This window comes from Gordonia amarae NBRC 15530, from assembly GCF_000241345.1.
GTDB classification, from domain to species: Bacteria; Actinomycetota; Actinomycetes; order Mycobacteriales; family Mycobacteriaceae; genus Gordonia; species Gordonia amarae.
Genome location: NZ_BAED01000044.1, coordinates 1 through 15,819 on the forward strand (window position 1 = coordinate 1; position 15,819 = coordinate 15,819).

Here is a 15,819-nt window from a genome sequence, read left to right on the forward strand (position 1 = left end):
CCAGATCCGATTTCCGCTTCGCAAGTCGCGGATTTTCGGTTGTGGTGATCGCGGCCGACTGGACCCTGTCTGCGACTCTCCGGTCCAGGACCTTCGTGTCAGAGGCAGCCAAGCCCGCCCGGTTTCGCTTGATTCCGGGGCGGTTGCTCTCGGCGATGCTTCAACTAAGTTACACAGGCGCGAACACGAGGTCAAATCGCCTGGTCAGGAGCTGAATCGTGCGCCGGCGAAGCTCTTCTTGCCGCGTCGGACGACCAGCCATCGGCCATGCAGCAGATCCCCGTCGGAAGGAGTCCACTGGGCGTCGGTGATCTTGGTGTTGTTGACGTACGCACCGCCCTCGTCGACGGCACGGCGCGCGGCCTTGTTGCTGTCGGACAGGCCGGTCGCCACCAGCAGTTCGACGATGGTCGGACGTTCGCCGGCGAATTCGGCGACCTTGGTCTCCCCTACCGCCGCGGAGAGGGTGCCCTCATCGAGATCGGTCAGCTCCGCCCGGCCGAACAGCGCCTGGCTTGCGAGTTCGACAGCCGCGGTGTGTTCGGCACCGTGAATGAGCGTGGTCATCTCCGCGGCCAGCTTCTTCTGCGCCAAGCGCAGATGTGGGGTCTCCGCCGTGGCGCGTTCCAGTTCGTCGATCTCTTCGCGGTCGAGGAAGGTGAACCAGCGCAGGTAGCGAACGACGTCCGCGTCGGCGGTGTTGACGAAGTACTGGTACCAGACGTACGGGCTGGTGAGTTCGGGGTCGAGCCAGAGGCTGCCACCGCCGGTGGACTTGCCGAACTTCTTGCCGTCCGAGGAAGTGACCAGAGGAACGGTGATCGCATGGGCCGATTCGCCATCGACCCGGCGGATGAGGTCGACGCCGCCGACGATGTTGCCCCACTGGTCGGATCCGCCGATCTGCAGGACGCAGCCGTACCGGCGCCGGAGTTCGAGGAAGTCGTTGGACTGCAGCAGTACGTAACTGAACTCGGTGTAGCTGATGCCGTCGGATTCGAGCCTGCGGCGGACCGTCTCGCGGGCGAGCATCACGTTCACTGAGAAGTGTTTGCCGATGTCCCGTAGGAAGTCGACGGCGCTCAACTGCGATGTCCACTCCATGTTGTTCACGAGCACGGCACTGTTGGCCGAATCATCAATCGCGACGAACCTGCGCAGCTGGCCGTCGATGCGGGCGGCCCATTCGGCGACGGTGTCGGTGGAGTTCATCGTCCGCTCGCCCACGTCGCGTGGATCACCGATCAGTCCGGTGGCGCCGCCGGCAAGAACCACGGGACGGTGACCGGCGAGCTGGAAACGCCGCAGCGTGAGCAGGGGGACGAGATGTCCCGCGTGCAGGCTCGACGCCGTCGGATCGAAGCCCGCGTAGAGCGAGATCGGCTCTTTCAGCGCAGACCGGAGTTCGTCGATATCCGTCGACTGAGCGATCAGCCCGCGCCACGTGAGCTCATCGATGATGCCGTCGAGATCGGTGGTGTTGTCGCCGGTGCGCTGGGTCTGGTCTGTCGTCACGCGTCAATCCTGCCATCTGCCCGATTCCCGCCGGCGACCACCGGACCGATACCGGGCACTGCCGGCCGGACAGTCAGCGCGAAGCGGTCAGTCGCTCGTGTTCGGCGTCGTCGGTCACGTTGCGTGCGTCGCTGACCAGCATGTCGGGGATTCCGTCGGCATCGATCGGGTACGCGACCCGCAACCGCGGATTGTAGAGCTCGTCGCCGGCGTCGAGCAGCGGTCCGTGATCCTGCGGACACACCAAGCGCTCCCGGACGACCTGCGGGATCGACTCTGCCCGTGTACTCACGCGATTCCTCTTTCGTTTACTGCACCCGCACCGGTGTGATCCGGACGGTGATCCGAAGCCACCTTATCGGCGCGGCCCGAACGGTGGTCAGCGGGACGCGCTCGGCTCATCCCTGCGCCCCAGCGTCCGGTTGGTCCAGTCGATCTCTGCCGCCACGTTGGCGGTGTAGCGCCGATAGCGGCCTTCGTCGTCGCGGTACCAGACCTTCGATCCGGGTTCGGGGATTCCCTGAGCGGCGAGCACCGCGGCGAGCGGGCGATACGAACTCGACACGGGAATCTCGTCGACGACGCAGATCAGGTGGGGGCGCAGCGCCGCGGGGATCTCGCCGAGCGCCAGGCGCAGAGTGGTGACGGTCAACGAATCGGCGGATGCCTCTTCGCGGAGGGTGAGAGCCGCGACCATGATCTGCTTGCCCGGCTTGCCCACCGCGTAGGCGGCCACCTGGTCGACCCCGTTGACCTGCGACAGGTGGTACTCGACCGGTGGGCAGAACAGCGCGCCGTCGGCACTGCGGATCACCCTGTCGACCGCCGAGACCAGCCACAGGTCGTCGTCGACATCGCGAACGAACAGCTGGCCGACGACCTCCCACCGGTCGCCGCGAGCGAACACCCCCCGCAACACGGTTCCGTTGTTGTCGAACCGGTGCGACGACCGTGACAGCAGCAGGCCCGGCATACCCACGTCGGCCTTGCGGACGAACCCGGAGTCGTCGATGATCAGCCGGTCCTTGACCACGTCGTACGCGGCGAGTTCGACCGTGCTGGTGCCCGGCAGCGGCTGCCCCATCGCACCAGGTTTGTCACCGGCGACATTGGCGAGGATGACCGAGCCGTCGGCGGTGGCGAAGAACTCCAGCACGCGGGCGCGGGGGAAGGTCTCGATGACATCGTCCCAGAGCCCGCCGGGCATACCCGAACCCATGAACAGGCGGATCGGGTTGTACCGGTTGATCTGCAGATCGTCGGCCCGGATAACCTCCCGCAGCATCGACCAGGTGTAGGAGACGACGGTCACGCCGTAACGATCGACCTCGGTGGCGAAGGTCTCCGGTTCGATCGCGTTCGACAGCGCGATCCTGGACCGTCCTGCGACTGTCGCACCCAGCGTCGTCAGCAGGCCCGACGCGTGGTGCAGCGGCGGGAGGCAGTAGACGGTGTCGCGGTCTGTGAGTGCCGCCGCCGAGGCCGCGCCGAAGGCCGAGATCGCGAACCGGTGGTTGGTGACCCGCCACGGATTGAGCTTGCCGCCCGACCGGGTGAACAGGATGAACGCGACGTCGCCTGCGACACCGGGGTCGCGGCGGTACCACGACGGGACGTGCACGGCGTCGGGATCGATCTGTTCCATATCGACGACCGTCGTGCCGTCGGCTTCGGCGATCTGCCGTGACTGGCCGCTGCCACCGCCGAGCACGAGGATGTGATCGCAGCCGGCGCGCGCGGCATCGAGGTTGTCGGGGTCGGTGACGACGGCCGGGCAGTGCGCGACGCGCAGCATCTCCCCGAGATCGCCGTCGGGTGAGAGCATGACGGCCACCGCGCCGAGCCGGGACAGCGCGGCCACCACGACGAGAGCACTGGGCCTGGTCTCCATCAGGACGCCGACGGGGGCGCCCGGGCGGATCCCGCAGTGGATGAGGCCCTTCACGACATTGTCGATACGGGTGTTCACCTGGGCGTGGGTGAGGACGCGGTTCTCGAAGAGGAACAGTTCCTTATCGCCGCTGCGCCGGTTGTTCTCGGACATGAGCTTGCCGAGCGACACCCGGGTGTCCGGCTGGATCTGGCCCATGCGGCTGAGCATCATGGGCACGCTGCGCACCGATTCGCGGGCGACGGCGGTCGCCGTGCGCTGGATCGAGCCCGCCGCGTCGGCGACCTCCTTGGTCAGGTTCGCACCCGCCATGGCGACCGACCCGAAACCATGCGTCAGGCGCGAGGACAGGCTGACACCGGAGCCCTGGCCGCGCTCGGGGGTCTCGGCCATCTTCTCGATGACCTCGGGACGTGGCCCCGCGCCGTCATGCCAATTGATCCACTCGGCGGTGACAGGCCAGGAATGCGCACCAGCCGCACTGCCCACCACAAGGCCGAAATGCCCCACCGGCATCGTTGATTCGTAGACCTCGGCGTTGGATGCGGCGCGGGCGATGCCGCGCACCGCGACCGGCTGCCCGATGTCGTCGGCCGTGCCGACGAACGCCAGAATCGGCATCGTGAGTTCGGTGAGCGACACCAGGTCGCCGTCGATCACGAAGCCGCCGGACATCATGCGGTTGTGGGCGACGAACTGGCGCAGTAGTTCGGCGATCGCCGGGCCGGACCAGGCCACCCAGCCGTCGACCTCAAGGAACCGGCGCGCCTCCTCCCGGGGCAGCAGCGCGTCGCGATCGTGCAGCTTGCGCAGGAAGTCGATCCGGCCCTTGATGGTCTTCACCGGGTCGAGCAACTGGAAACCGGTGCGCGACATCCATCCCGGGATCCACAGCTTGCTGACCACGTTGTCGGCGAGGAACTCCGATACCGGCGCGGCGATGGACGCGGGAACGTGCATCGGCAGACCACCGAGCACGTCGACAGGGCTGCCGTAGGTGGTGATGCTGGTGATGTTCTTCGAATGCCGGTAGGACGCCGCCTGGTAGGCGAACATCCCGCCCTGCGAGTAGCCGGCGAGGTGGATGTCGCGGCCGGTGGTCTCCACGACGATGTCGATCGCCCGGCTCACCGCGAGCACGTGGTCGGCGAGGGTCCGTTCGAGCCCGCCCTCCTCCGCATCGGGCGACCCGAAGTCGATCACCCACGGGATGATGCCCTGCTCGTGCAGGATCGACACCGCGCCGTTGTCCTGGGTGACGTCATAGACATTGGCCGCGACCATGAGCGGCGGGATCAGCAGAACATGCGGGCCGGTTCCCGGATCGTCGGGAAAGTACCGGCGCAGCCGGAACATCCGCTCGTTCTCGACGACGATGAACGGTGTGGGCTCGGTCCCCGTGTCCAGCGCACCGAAGCGCAGGACCTCCAGCCCATTCTGGGCGGTGGCCAGTACACGCTCGACTGCGGCTCCCACACCCGGAATCCCGAATCCCACCATCGTCACCTAGCTCCCTACCCGGTCAAGCGACCCACACGTCGCGACGTGCGGCTCACTTTACCCACCGGTCTCCGGTGTGATCGCGACTACCGGTTCGTGTTTCCCGGCCACCGGTCACGAAGCGCGGGCAGCGCCGCCCCGATGACATCGAGTTGCCGCCGGACCTGTGTCGGTGACGTGCCGCCGAGAGCGTCACGTGACTCGATGGAACCGCGTACCGTGAGCACGTCGCGGACCGCGGGCGTCAGTGCCGGATTGATCGCGGCCAGCACATCGTCGTCGAGTTCGTCGAGCCCGACGCCCCGCGACTCTGCCTCCCGCACGCAGGCACCGGCCACCTCGTGCGCCACCCGGAACGGAACACCCTGCCGGACAAGCCATTCAGCAATGTCGGTGGCGAGGGTGAAGCCGGCCGGCGCCAGCTCCGCCATGCGGTCGGCGTGGAATTCGAGGGTGGCCACGAGTCCGGTGATGGCGGGCAGCAGCAGTTCGAGCTGCGCCACCGCGTCGAAGACCGGCTCCTTGTCCTCCTGCAGATCCCTGTTGTAGGCCAGCGGTTGCGCCTTGAGCGTCGCCAGCAGGCCGGTGAGATCACCGATGAGGCGGCCCGTCTTGCCACGGGTCAGCTCGGCAACGTCGGGGTTCTTCTTCTGCGGCATGATCGAACTACCGGTGGACCACGCGTCGGCGAGGGTGATGTAGCCGAATTCCGGTGTGCTCCAGATGATGATCTCTTCGCTCAGCCGCGACAGGTCGATCGCGATCATCGTGAACACGAACAGCGCCTCGGCCGCGAAATCCCGCGACGAGGTGGCGTCGATCGAGTTCTCCGCGGCAGCCGCGAAGCCCAGGTCGGCCGCGATCGCCGCCGGGTCGAGGCCGAGCGACGAGCCGGCGAGCGCCCCGGAACCGTACGGGGACACCGCGGTGCGGCGATCGGCATCCGCGAGCCGGTCGACGTCGCGCAGCAAGGGCTGGGCGTGTGCGAGCAGGTGGTGGGCCAGCAGCACCGGCTGGGCGGCCTGCAGGTGGGTCTTGCCCGGCATCACCACGTCGGGGTGGGCGGCGGCCTGCGCGGTGAGCGCCTCCACCACATCCAGGACTCCCGAACCGACGCGGCGCATCGCATCGCGCAGCCACATCCGGAACAGGGTGGCCACCTGGTCGTTTCGGGACCGGCCGGCACGCAGGCGGCCACCGAGTTCGGTGCCGACCCGCTCGATGAGTCCACGTTCGAGAGCGCCGTGCACGTCCTCATCGGACTCGGCGGGCGCGAAGGTCCCGTCCGCGACGTCGGCGGCGAGCCGGTCGAGACCGGCCAGCATCGCGGTCAGATCGTCGTCGACGAGCAGCCCGGCCTTGTTGAGCACGCGCGCATGCGCCTTGGACGCCTGGATGTCGTACGGCGCCAGCACCCAGTCGAACTGGGTCGACTTGCTCAGGGCCGCCATGGCGGCGGCCGGTCCGTCGGCGAACCGGCCACCCCACAGCGAGCCCTCGTTGGTGGAGCCGCCAGCGTTCTCGGTCACAGACCCAGGTCCCGCTTCGCCGAAATCTTGGACGAGAGTCCGTGCAGCTCAACGAAACCACGAGCGGCCGACTGGTCGAAGCTGTCGCCCTCGTCGTAGGTGGCGAGGTTGAAGTCGTACAGCGATTCGCTGCTGCGGCGGCCGGTGGCGGCGATGTGACCGCCGTGCAGGACCAGCCGGATGTCACCGCTGACGTGTGCCTGGGTGGCGTCGACGAATGCCTCGAGCGAGCGGCGCAGCGGCGAGAACCACAGGCCGTCGTACACCAGTTCGGCCCACTTCTGGTCGGTGCCGCGCTTGTACCGGCCGAGCTCACGTTCGAGGGTCACGTGCTCGAGTTCCTCGTGGGCCCGGATCAGCACCATCGCGCCGGGGGCCTCGTACACCTCGCGGCTCTTGATGCCGACGAGTCGGTCCTCGACCACGTCGAGACGGCCGACACCCTGTGCGCCCGCGCGCCGGTTGAGTTCGACGATCGCTTCGAGCACGGTCACCGGGCGACCGTCGATGGCGACGGGCTTGCCCTTCTCGAAGGAGATGATGACCTCATCGGGCGACTGCCAGTTGAGGGTGGGGTCGTCGGTGTAGTCGTAGACGTCCTTGGTGGGCGCGTTCCAGAGGTCCTCCAGGAAGCCGGTTTCGACGGCGCGGCCCCACACGTTCTGGTCGATGGAGAACGGCGACTTCTTGGTGACGTTGATCGGGATGGCGTTCTCCTCGGCGAAGGCGATCGCCTTCTCCCGGGTCCACGCGTAGTCGCGCACCGGCGCGAGCACTTCGAGATCGGGTGCGAGGGTGGCGAAGCCGACCTCGAAGCGCACCTGGTCGTTGCCCTTACCGGTGCAGCCGTGCGCGACGACGGTGCCGCCGTGGTCGCGGGCGGCCTGCACGAGGTGCTTGGCGATCAGCGGGCGCGAGAGCGCCGACACCAGCGGGTAGCGGTCCATGTAGAGGGCGTTGGAGGTGATCGCCGGCAAGCAGTACTCCTCGGCGAACTCGTCGCGGGCATCGACGACGACGGCCTCGACGGCACCGCAGTCGAGGGCACGCTGGCGCACCACTTCCATGTCCTCGCCGCCCTGGCCGAGGTCGAGGGCCACGGCCACGACCTCTTTGCCGGTTTCCTTTTGGATCCAGCTGATGGCAACGGAGGTGTCGAGGCCGCCGGAGTAGGCGAGAACAACGCGTTCGGTCATGGGATGTGCGCTCCTTTGTGTCGAGAGGAAAGTCTATGAGTGTCCGGGTGTTGTGATCACCCCGGGGATCGCCCAGTCGGGCGGGGAGGTCGGGAGATGGGGCCGGACTACACCAGGCCCTCGATTCGTCGGGCCAGTCCGGCGCCGTCGAGCGGTTCGCGGGCGACCACAAGAATGGTGTCGTCGCCGGCGATGGTGCCGACGATGTCGGGCAGACTCGCCCGGTCGATGGCGCTGGCCAGGTAGTGCGCCGCCCCCGGCGGGGTGCGCAGCACCGCGAGATTGCCGCTGGCGTCGGTGGACACCAGCAGTTCGGACAGCAACCGGGCCAGCCGGTCGGTGCCGCCGGACACCCCACGCACCGGCGAACCGTCCTCGGGCACCACGTAGATGCCTGCTCCGCCGTCGGCGGCGCGCAGCTTGACCGCACCCAACTCGTCGAGGTCGCGGGACAGGGTTGCCTGCGTCGCGTCGACGCCTTCGGCTGCCAGCAACTGCTGCAGCGCCGACTGACTGCGCACCTGCCGGGACGACAGGAGCGTGACGATCAGCGCATGCCGACCCGCACGGGTCTGCGCGAGCCGGGACTCCGGCAGCCGCTCGGCTGCCGTGTCGCCCGGGGTGTCTGAGGTGCCCGCGGCGGTCACTACTGCTCCAGTAACCAGATCAACAGCGCTTTCTGCGCGTGCAGCCGGTTCTCGGCCTCGTCGAAGACGACACTCGCCGGACCGTCGATCACCTCGTCGGTGATCTCGTCGCCGCGGTGCGCGGGAAGGCAGTGCAGCACAATCGCTTCCGGGTCCGCCAGCGCCAGCAGATCGGTGTTGATCTGGTACGGACGGAAGGGTGCGCGGCGGTCCTTGCCGTCACTCTCCTGCCCCATCGACACCCAGGTGTCGGTGACCAGCACATCGGCTCCGGCCGCCGCGGCCCGCGGGTCGCGTTCGATGGTGACCGATCCGCCGGTCTCGGCGGCCCGTGCCCGGGTCGCCTCGATGACGGCGGGATCCGGGTCGAATCCCTCGGGCCCGGAGATGGTCACGTGCATGCCGGCGGTCACACCGCCGAGGGCCAGCGAGTGAGCCATGTTGTTGGCGCCGTCACCGAGGTAGGTCATCGACAGGCCGGCGGCCTTGCCCTTGCGTTCGATGATCGTCTGCAGGTCGGCCAGCACCTGGCAGGGGTGCCACATGTCCGACAGCGCGTTGATCACCGGAACGCTCGCCTGCGACGCCATCGCTTCGAGCCGTTCGTGCCCCGAGGTGCGCCACACGATGGCCTCGACGAACCGGGACAGGACGCGGGCGGTGTCTTCGATCGTCTCGTCGCGGCCGAGCTGGGTGGTGGTGCCGTCGACGACCACCGCGTGACCGCCCAGCTGGGCGACGCCGAGTTCGAACGAGAAGCGGGTGCGGGTGGAGTTCTTGTCGAAGATCACCCCGACACCGCGCGGACCTTCGAGCGGCCGCGCGCTGAACGGGTCGGCCTTGACGGTGGCTGCGAGGGCGAGGATCTGCGCCTGCTCCTCGGGCGTGATGTCGTCGTCACGCAGGAAATGCCGGGTCACTGTTGTGCCTCCTGATCGGCGGTGGCGGCGTCGAGGATCGCGGGAAGTGCGCCGACGAACTGTTTACCCTGCTCCTCGGTGAGGATCAGCGGCGGGGCGAGCCGCACTACGTCGGGTGCAGGTGCGTTGATCAGGTAGCCCGCGTCGCGGGCAGCCATCTCGACGGCCGACGAGACGGGCTGTGCCAGAGTCACTCCCAGCAGCAGACCGACCCCGCGGACGCCGGCCACCAGCGGGTGGGCCAGTTCTTCGATGCCCGCGGCGATCGACTTGCCCACCGCCGAGACGTGATCGCACAGACCCTCGGCCTCGATCGTCTCGATGACGGCGAGTGCGGCGGCCGCCGCCACCGGGTTACCACCGAAGGTGGTGCCGTGCTGGCCCGGGCCGAACAGCTCGGCGGCCGGCCCGGTGGCCAGGACCGCACCGATCGGCAGCCCGCCGCCGAGTCCCTTGGCGAGGGTGAGCACGTCGGGAACAATGCCGGCGCTCTGGTGCGCGAAGAAGGGTCCGGTCCGGGCCACACCGGTCTGCACCTCGTCCAGGATGAGCAGTGCTCCCCTGTCTGCGGTGATCCGCCGGACGTGCGCCAGGTAGTCGGCGGGCGGGACGATGACGCCCGCCTCGCCCTGGATGGGTTCGAGGATGACCGCGGCGGTCTGGTCGGTGACCGCGGCCTCGAGTGCGGCGGCGTCGCCGTAGGGCACGAACCGCACACCTGCGGGCATCGGCTCGAACGGCGCCCGTTTGGCGGGCTGGCCGGTCATCGCGAGCGATCCCATGGTGCGGCCGTGAAACCCCATCTCGGTGGCCACGATCTCGGGCCGACCGGTGAGCCTGGCCAGCTTGAACGCGGCCTCGTTGGCCTCGGTGCCGGAGTTGCAGAAGAACGCGCGTCCGGGGTGCCCGAACTTGTCGAGCAGTTTCTCGGCGAGTTCGACGACCCGCGGGTTGACGTACAGGTTGGAGACGTGGCCGAGGGTGTTCAGTTGCTCGGTGACGGCCGCAATGATCGCCGGGTGGGCGTGGCCGAGCGCGTTGACCGCGATCCCACCGAGCAGGTCGAGGTATTCGCGGCCCTCGGCGTCGGTGACCACCGCGCCCCGTCCGCCTACGAGTGCCAGCGGGGGTGTTCCGTAGTTGTTCATCAGCGATGCCGACCACCGCTGTTGCAAGGTTGTCATGCGTCGGTCCGTTCTACCCGCGTCCCCGCGGAGCTGGAGGTGAGGAGTTCTGCGAGTACCGCGTGCGGCACCCTGCCGTCGACGACGTGGGCACGCTGCACACCGCCGTCGACGGCACGCAGGCAGGCCTCCATCTTCGGGATCATGCCCGAATCGAGTGTCGGTAAGAGTTCGGTGAGGTCGGCGGTGCTGATCGATGACACCAGAGACGATCGGTCCGGCCAGTCGGTGTACAGGCCTTCGACGTCGGTCAGCATCACCAGCCGCGCCGCGCCCAGGGCTTCGGCGAGTGCGCCGGCGGCGGTGTCGGCGTTGATGTTGTGCACCACCCCGTCCTTGTCGGGCGCGATCGTGGACACCACCGGAATACGCCCGGCGGCAACAAGATCGAGTACGGCCGAGGTGTTCACGGAGGTGATGTCGCCGACGAGGCCGATGTCGGTCGCCACGCCGTCGACCTGCACGGTGCGCCGGGTGGCGGTGAACAGGTGGGCGTCCTCACCGGTGATACCGACGGCGTACGGGCCGTAGGCGTTGATGAGGCCGACGAGTTCGCGGCCCACCTGCCCGAACAGCACCATCCGGGCCACGTCCATCACCTCGGGGGTGGTGACGCGGAAACCGCCGCGGAACTCCCCTTGCAGGCCGAGGCGTGTGAGCATCGCGGAGATCTGCGGGCCGCCACCGTGGACGACGATCGGGTGCATGCCGCAGGCGCGCAAGAACACCATGTCGGCGGCGAAGGCTGCTTTGAGCTCCTCGTCGACCATGGCGTTGCCGCCGTATTTGACGACGACGGTGGCGCCGTGCAGTTCCTGTAGCGCGGGAAGTGATTCGGCGAGGATGGCCGCCTTGTCGAGCGCGCTGAACGATGCCTCGCTCATGACGAATACGCCGAGTTCTCTTCGACGTACGCGTGCGACAGGTCGGTGGTGCGCACCCATCCCGTCGCGTCGCCGAGCCCGAGGTCGACGATCACGTCGATATCCGTACCCGACAGGTCGACGTCGCGAGCGCCTTCGGCGCCGTATCCGTTGCGGCACACGGCCTGTCCGTTGAACGAGACCGAGATGATGTCGGGGTTGACGGTGACCGGCGAGATGCCGACCGCCGCCAGGACCCGGCCCCAGTTGGGGTCGGAGCCGAACATCGCGGTCTTCACCAGCGAGTCGCGCGCCACGGCACGCGCCACCGTCACGGCGTCGTCCTCGGTGACCGCACCGGTGACGGTGATGACGACCCGCTTGGTCACGCCCTCGGCGTCGGCCTGCATCTGTGCGGCGAGGTCGTCGCAGACGGCGTACACGGCGGCATCGAGGTCGGCCTGGTCGACGGGAATCCCGCTCGCACCCGAGCTCAGCAGCAGCACGGTGTCGTTGGTGGAGGTGGAGCCGTCGATGTCGAGTCGGTCGAAGGTCTTGCCCGCCGCATTGCGCAGGGCGGTGTCGAGTTGTCCGGCGGAGGCGACGGCGTCGGTGGTGAGCACGACGAGCATCGTCGCGAGCGAGGGCGCCATCATGCCCGCGCCTTTGCCCATGCCGCCGACGTTCCAGCCCTGGGGATGATGCAGCGCAACCTGTTTGGGGACGGTGTCGGTGGTCATGATCGCGTGCGCGGCGTCGGTGCCGCCGGACAGGCCGCCGCCCATCTCGTGAACGATCTCGGTGACACCGTTCAGCACCTTGTCCATGGGCAGCCGGTCACCGATGAGTCCGGTGGAGCAGACGGCGACCTCGACGGCCCCGGTCTCGGTGCCCCAGTTGCTGAGTGTCTCGGCCACCGCCTCGGCGGTTTGGTGCGCGTCCTGGAATCCGCCGGGGCCGGTGCACGCGTTGGCTCCACCGGAGTTGAGGATCACCGCCCGGAGCCGTCCGGTGGTGAGCACCTGCTTGCTCCACAGCACGGGGGCTGCCTTCACCTGGTTGCGGGTGAACACACCAGCTGCCGCGTACTCGGGACCCTCGTTGAAAACCAGTGCGAGATCCTGCTTTCCGGACTTCTTGATACCCGCAGCCAGCCCGGCGGCCCGGAATCCGAGGGGTGCGGTCACGCCCTGGCCGCGGACGATGCGGGGCGCGTCGAGCGGTGCACCGCCTTCGATCCGGTCCAGTTCGTCCTTGTTGTCGGTCACGGTGCCACTCCCACGGTCGAAAGGCCTTCGGTCTCATCCCAGCCGAGGGCGAGGTTCATTGATTGCACTGCCGCGCCACCGGTCCCCTTGGCCAGGTTGTCGACGGCGCCGACCACCACAAGGGTTCCGGCGCGTTCATCGACGGCCACCTGCAGGGTCACCGCGTTGGAACCGATGACGCTACCGGTTGCCGGGAGCTGCCCCTCGGGCAGGAGATGAATGAAAGGCTCGTCGGCGTACGCCTTCTCGTAGACCGCGCGGACGTCGGACGCCGATGCGGTGGTCTTGGCCGTGCAGGTGGCCAGGATGCCTCGTGAGGTCGGCACGAGAACAGGCGTGAACGAGACGGACACCGGCAGGTTCGCCGCTTCGGACAGTGCCTGTGAGATCTCCGGGGTGTGCCGGTGCACTCCCCCGACCCCGTAGGCCCGCGACGAGCCGATGACCTCGGCCGCCAGCAGGTCCACCTTGGGTGAGCGGCCGGCGCCCGAGGTGCCGCTCACCGCGACGATGGTGACGTGTGGCTCGATGAGACCCGCGGCCATCGCGGGCCGGAGCGCGAGGATCGACACCGTCGGATAGCAGCCCGGCACCGCGATCCGGGAGGCGTCAGCCAGCCTCTCCCGGTTGCCGGGAAGCTCGGGCAGCCCATAGGGCCAGGTACCGGCGTGCTCACCGCCGTAGTACTGGGCCCAGTCCTGCGCGTTCTGCAGCCGGAAGTCGGCACCGCAGTCGATGACGATGGTCGTGGGCGGCAGGGCATTCGCGATGACGGCCGACTGGCCGTGCGGCAGGCCGAGGAACACGACATCGTGACCGGCGAGGGTGTCGGGGGTGGTCTCCTGCAGGATCCGGTTGGCCAGCGGAAGCAGGTGCGGATGCTGGGTGCCGAGCGCGCTGCCCGCATTGCCACCCGCTGTCAGGGCGCCTATCTCGAGGTCACCCGATCGCAGGCGTGGGTGTCCGAGGAGCAGGCGCAGGATCTCCCCGCCCGCGTAGCCACTGGCACCGGCGACAGCCACTCTGATCGTCATGCGATCATTATGCACGACGATGCAAATCAATTCACGCGTGGTGCCGGGCCCCGACGTTCGGTCTGTCGCCGCTACGCGTGCGGACCACCTCGCGATCGCACCCAGTCCCACATCGCGTCGGCGCCTCGCTCGGTCACCCGGTCTATGGGCCGCCAGATCCTCTTCTCGAGCTTGCTGAGGAAGTAGTAGACAATCCCGCCGGCCACCGCTCCCACTATCACGCCGAGCAGGGCGTTGCCGGTGGCAAACATGATGACGATCCAGACGATCGCCCACACCGCGGCGGAAATGGTCGTGACGAAATTGAGAAAGAAGTGCCACATAAAAGCCTCCTGTAGTCAAGCCGCCGCACTGTGAATTCTACAGCGACCGGACGCGAAAGCACTGTTCATTCAACCGACGTGGACGACACCACAGAGCCGGCAAGCGGAATCAACGCCCACGGACAACAGCGCATTTATTGCACAGCCGTGCATAACGTATCGGCGCGAGTTGCCGGCTTGATCTATTTCATTCCTTATCCAAAGCAATAATATTGCCGGAGGATTGCGCCCGACAACTTTCTTGCCCGGAATCAGCACCAGTGCTTTCATATAGTGACCAGCCTGCGTGTCTCCTCCGTGCCGGGGCTCTGGTCCACGAGCTGGCGTGAACAACTACGCACACTCGGAGGAATCATGTTCTCACTTCGCCACAATTCGCTTTTCAGGCAGCCCCTACGCTCAAGATCCGCGACCCGACCCCTGTCACGATGGTGCGCAGCCGCTACCTGCGTATCTGCTGTCGTCGGGCTCGCCGTAACGACGGCACCCGCCCACGCGGCGACCCGAACGGTAACCGGCGACGCCTCGTTCGTGATCAACGACTACGAAAACTTCGGTTCCGACGAACGTTGCAACCGTGATGTCAATATCAACTTCACGCTGACGTCCGGGCAGACCCGTTCGAGGGTCGCCACGGCCAGATGCGGTGGGGAGATCCGGGTCGAGCTCCACTACACGGTCCGTGAGGAGAACGGCACCGTCTACCTCACCAAAGGCCGAGTCGATTTCTTTGAAGGCGACAGCGAGAACACCAACGATTTGGACGGAACAAAGCGACTCAAGGCCGACAACATCACACCGGGTCAATCAATGACGTACTCCCCATTCGTATACAACCGCGATGAGAATGAGCCACGCGACTGGGCTCGCGTAGAATTCACCCTCAACAACGGCTGAACGAAGGCCGGTGACCGGCCTTGCCGAAGTCAGTGCGGCGCAACAAGGACCGCGCTATTCGGCAAGACCGCGACCAACGCTTCGTCCAATGTTGCGAGCATTCCGCCGCGATCAGTTGCGAGCGAGGCAAGGTAGGCGTCGGTCACTTGACGATGCCCGCGTACATGACCAAGGGACGCGTCCGCGTACGACATCGAATCGGCCCAGAACTCATAGCCGGGTCGCGCACGAACCTGCCGCAGGACCGCAGCAGCAGTCTCGGCCTTCTCCCCGATCCGCACCAGGAACCGAACAAGAGCCCCCTCGACCACCGGACAGACGGCGAAACGTTCGATGCCGGCCGCCCATTCAGATGCCCGCGTGTGATGCTCATGCTCTACGACGGTGAGCGCAATCAGCACGTTCGCATCGAGCAGGTAGGTGGTCACTCGTCATCCAGTGCGTCGGCGACCGCTTGGGAAGTGATTCTCCGACCGACGCTGACCACCGGAAACCCTGACACCGCATCCGTAGCGATGCACAGTGGCTCACCTAGATGCGACAGCCCTCGCGCCGTCAGCTCGGCGAGCGTCGCCGATAGAGACTGACCCCTGGATCTGGCCAACTCGACGACACGCTGATGCAGTTCGGGGGCAAGCTCGACGGTGGTCCTCATAGATTGCATCATATGCGATGATGCCGTGATGCAGATATGATGAGCGATCTGACACCCCGCTACGAACTCAACGATCCGAAGTATGTAGGAGATTCGTCCACCGACGGCGGCGACGCTCGGCGTCGGGGGGCCAGGCCGCACTGGTCGAACACGCCGGCGGGCATGAACGGGTACGGCAGTACCTCGGTGAAACCGTCGACGGCCAGTACGCGACCGATGCTGCGGCGACGGCGCTGGGCCGCGGTGAGCCCGGTCCCGGCGGGTGCTTTCGGCGGGATTGCCGGGATCAGTTCCAGACCCTCCAGACGCAGCACCACAGGTAGATCCACAGAGGCCGCACGGACGGGCCGCCGCAACGAAGGGTCGGCGACGAGTACGGCAACCCAGACGATCAAGC

Annotated in this window: 15 protein-coding genes and 1 pseudogene; 1 reads left to right on the plus strand and 15 read right to left on the minus strand. The window is 67.3% G+C overall.

Annotated features, from left to right (window positions below):
* Positions 1–204: 204 nt before the first annotated feature.
* The 12 genes from tyrS to GOAMR_RS11790 all read right to left on the minus strand — a co-directional run bounded on the left by tyrS (position 205) and on the right by GOAMR_RS11790 (position 13,870).
* On the minus strand, positions 205–1,515 hold the full coding sequence (gene tyrS, locus GOAMR_RS11735; RefSeq protein WP_005187592.1) for a tyrosine--tRNA ligase: 1,311 nt from the start codon (positions 1,513–1,515) through the stop codon (positions 205–207).
* 73 nt (positions 1,516–1,588) lie between these two features.
* On the minus strand, positions 1,589–1,807 hold the full coding sequence (locus GOAMR_RS11740; protein WP_005187594.1) for a Trm112 family protein: 219 nt from the start codon (positions 1,805–1,807) through the stop codon (positions 1,589–1,591).
* 87 nt (positions 1,808–1,894) lie between these two features.
* Positions 1,895–4,906, minus strand: a complete 3,012-nt coding sequence (locus tag GOAMR_RS11745) for an AMP-binding protein (protein WP_005187596.1) — start codon at positions 4,904–4,906, stop codon at positions 1,895–1,897.
* Between the two features lie 86 nt (positions 4,907–4,992).
* Complete coding sequence (argH, locus tag GOAMR_RS11750) at positions 4,993–6,435, minus strand: argininosuccinate lyase (protein ID WP_005187597.1); 1,443 nt, start codon at positions 6,433–6,435, stop codon at positions 4,993–4,995.
* A complete protein-coding gene (locus GOAMR_RS11755) occupies positions 6,432–7,631 on the minus strand; it encodes an argininosuccinate synthase (RefSeq protein ID WP_005187599.1) in 1,200 nt (399 codons plus the stop codon). The genes argH and GOAMR_RS11755 overlap by 4 nt, the downstream gene beginning before the upstream one ends.
* 107 nt (positions 7,632–7,738) lie before the next feature.
* Positions 7,739–8,278 (minus strand): arginine repressor, encoded by a 540-nt coding sequence (locus tag GOAMR_RS11760; RefSeq protein WP_005187600.1) that lies wholly within the window; start codon positions 8,276–8,278, stop codon positions 7,739–7,741.
* Positions 8,278–9,198 (minus strand): ornithine carbamoyltransferase, encoded by a 921-nt coding sequence (gene argF, locus GOAMR_RS11765; protein WP_005187602.1) that lies wholly within the window; start codon positions 9,196–9,198, stop codon positions 8,278–8,280. Before argF ends, GOAMR_RS11760 begins: the two co-directional genes overlap by 1 nt.
* Positions 9,195–10,382: an acetylornithine transaminase gene (locus GOAMR_RS11770; RefSeq protein WP_005187604.1), complete on the minus strand. Its 1,188-nt coding sequence runs from the start codon at positions 10,380–10,382 to the stop codon at positions 9,195–9,197. Before GOAMR_RS11770 ends, argF begins: the two co-directional genes overlap by 4 nt.
* Positions 10,379–11,266: an acetylglutamate kinase gene (gene argB, locus GOAMR_RS11775; RefSeq protein WP_005187605.1), complete on the minus strand. Its 888-nt coding sequence runs from the start codon at positions 11,264–11,266 to the stop codon at positions 10,379–10,381. The genes GOAMR_RS11770 and argB overlap by 4 nt, the downstream gene beginning before the upstream one ends.
* Positions 11,263–12,513 (minus strand): bifunctional glutamate N-acetyltransferase/amino-acid acetyltransferase ArgJ, encoded by a 1,251-nt coding sequence (argJ, locus tag GOAMR_RS11780; RefSeq protein WP_005187607.1) that lies wholly within the window; start codon positions 12,511–12,513, stop codon positions 11,263–11,265. The genes argB and argJ overlap by 4 nt, the downstream gene beginning before the upstream one ends.
* Positions 12,510–13,547: an N-acetyl-gamma-glutamyl-phosphate reductase gene (gene argC / locus GOAMR_RS11785; RefSeq protein WP_040515078.1), complete on the minus strand. Its 1,038-nt coding sequence runs from the start codon at positions 13,545–13,547 to the stop codon at positions 12,510–12,512. Before argC ends, argJ begins: the two co-directional genes overlap by 4 nt.
* A 71-nt stretch (positions 13,548–13,618) precedes the next feature.
* The gene (locus GOAMR_RS11790) at positions 13,619–13,870 is read right to left on the minus strand and encodes a hypothetical protein (protein ID WP_005187613.1); all 252 of its coding nucleotides are present in this window, start codon (positions 13,868–13,870) and stop codon (positions 13,619–13,621) included.
* Between the two features lie 531 nt (positions 13,871–14,401).
* On the opposite strand from GOAMR_RS11790, the gene GOAMR_RS11795 reads away from it, so the two are divergent.
* A complete protein-coding gene (locus tag GOAMR_RS11795; RefSeq protein ID WP_005187617.1) occupies positions 14,402–14,767 on the plus strand; it encodes a hypothetical protein in 366 nt (121 codons plus the stop codon).
* A gap of 29 nt (positions 14,768–14,796) precedes the next feature.
* On the opposite strand, the gene GOAMR_RS11800 is transcribed toward GOAMR_RS11795, so the two are convergent.
* From GOAMR_RS11800 to GOAMR_RS25175, 3 genes and pseudogenes are all read right to left on the minus strand, one after another.
* Positions 14,797–15,195 carry a TA system VapC family ribonuclease toxin gene (locus tag GOAMR_RS11800; RefSeq protein WP_005187620.1) on the minus strand — a complete coding sequence of 133 codons (399 nt, stop codon included), beginning with the start codon at positions 15,193–15,195 and terminating at the stop codon, positions 14,797–14,799.
* Positions 15,192–15,422, minus strand: a complete 231-nt coding sequence (locus GOAMR_RS11805; protein WP_040515079.1) for a hypothetical protein — start codon at positions 15,420–15,422, stop codon at positions 15,192–15,194. The genes GOAMR_RS11800 and GOAMR_RS11805 overlap by 4 nt, the downstream gene beginning before the upstream one ends.
* Before the next feature lie 59 nt (positions 15,423–15,481).
* Positions 15,482–15,819, minus strand: a pseudogene (locus GOAMR_RS25175) (hypothetical protein); the annotation flags it as partial.

Bases quoted from the DNA above. Each gene is read 5' to 3' on its own strand.
- GOAMR_RS11790 (WP_005187613.1), bottom strand. From the start codon at position 13,870: ATGTGGCACTTCTTTCTCAATTTCGTCACGACCATTTCCGCCGCGGTG.
- GOAMR_RS11770 (WP_005187604.1), bottom strand. From the start codon at position 10,382: ATGACAACCTTGCAACAGCGGTGGTCGGCATCGCTGATGAACAACTAC.
- GOAMR_RS11805 (WP_040515079.1), bottom strand. From the start codon at position 15,422: ATGAGGACCACCGTCGAGCTTGCCCCCGAACTGCATCAGCGTGTCGTC.
- GOAMR_RS11755 (WP_005187599.1), bottom strand. From the start codon at position 7,631: ATGACCGAACGCGTTGTTCTCGCCTACTCCGGCGGCCTCGACACCTCC.
- GOAMR_RS11745 (WP_005187596.1), bottom strand. From the start codon at position 4,906: ATGGTGGGATTCGGGATTCCGGGTGTGGGAGCCGCAGTCGAGCGTGTA.
- argC (WP_040515078.1), bottom strand. From the start codon at position 13,547: ATGACGATCAGAGTGGCTGTCGCCGGTGCCAGTGGCTACGCGGGCGGG.
- argB (WP_005187605.1), bottom strand. From the start codon at position 11,266: ATGAGCGAGGCATCGTTCAGCGCGCTCGACAAGGCGGCCATCCTCGCC.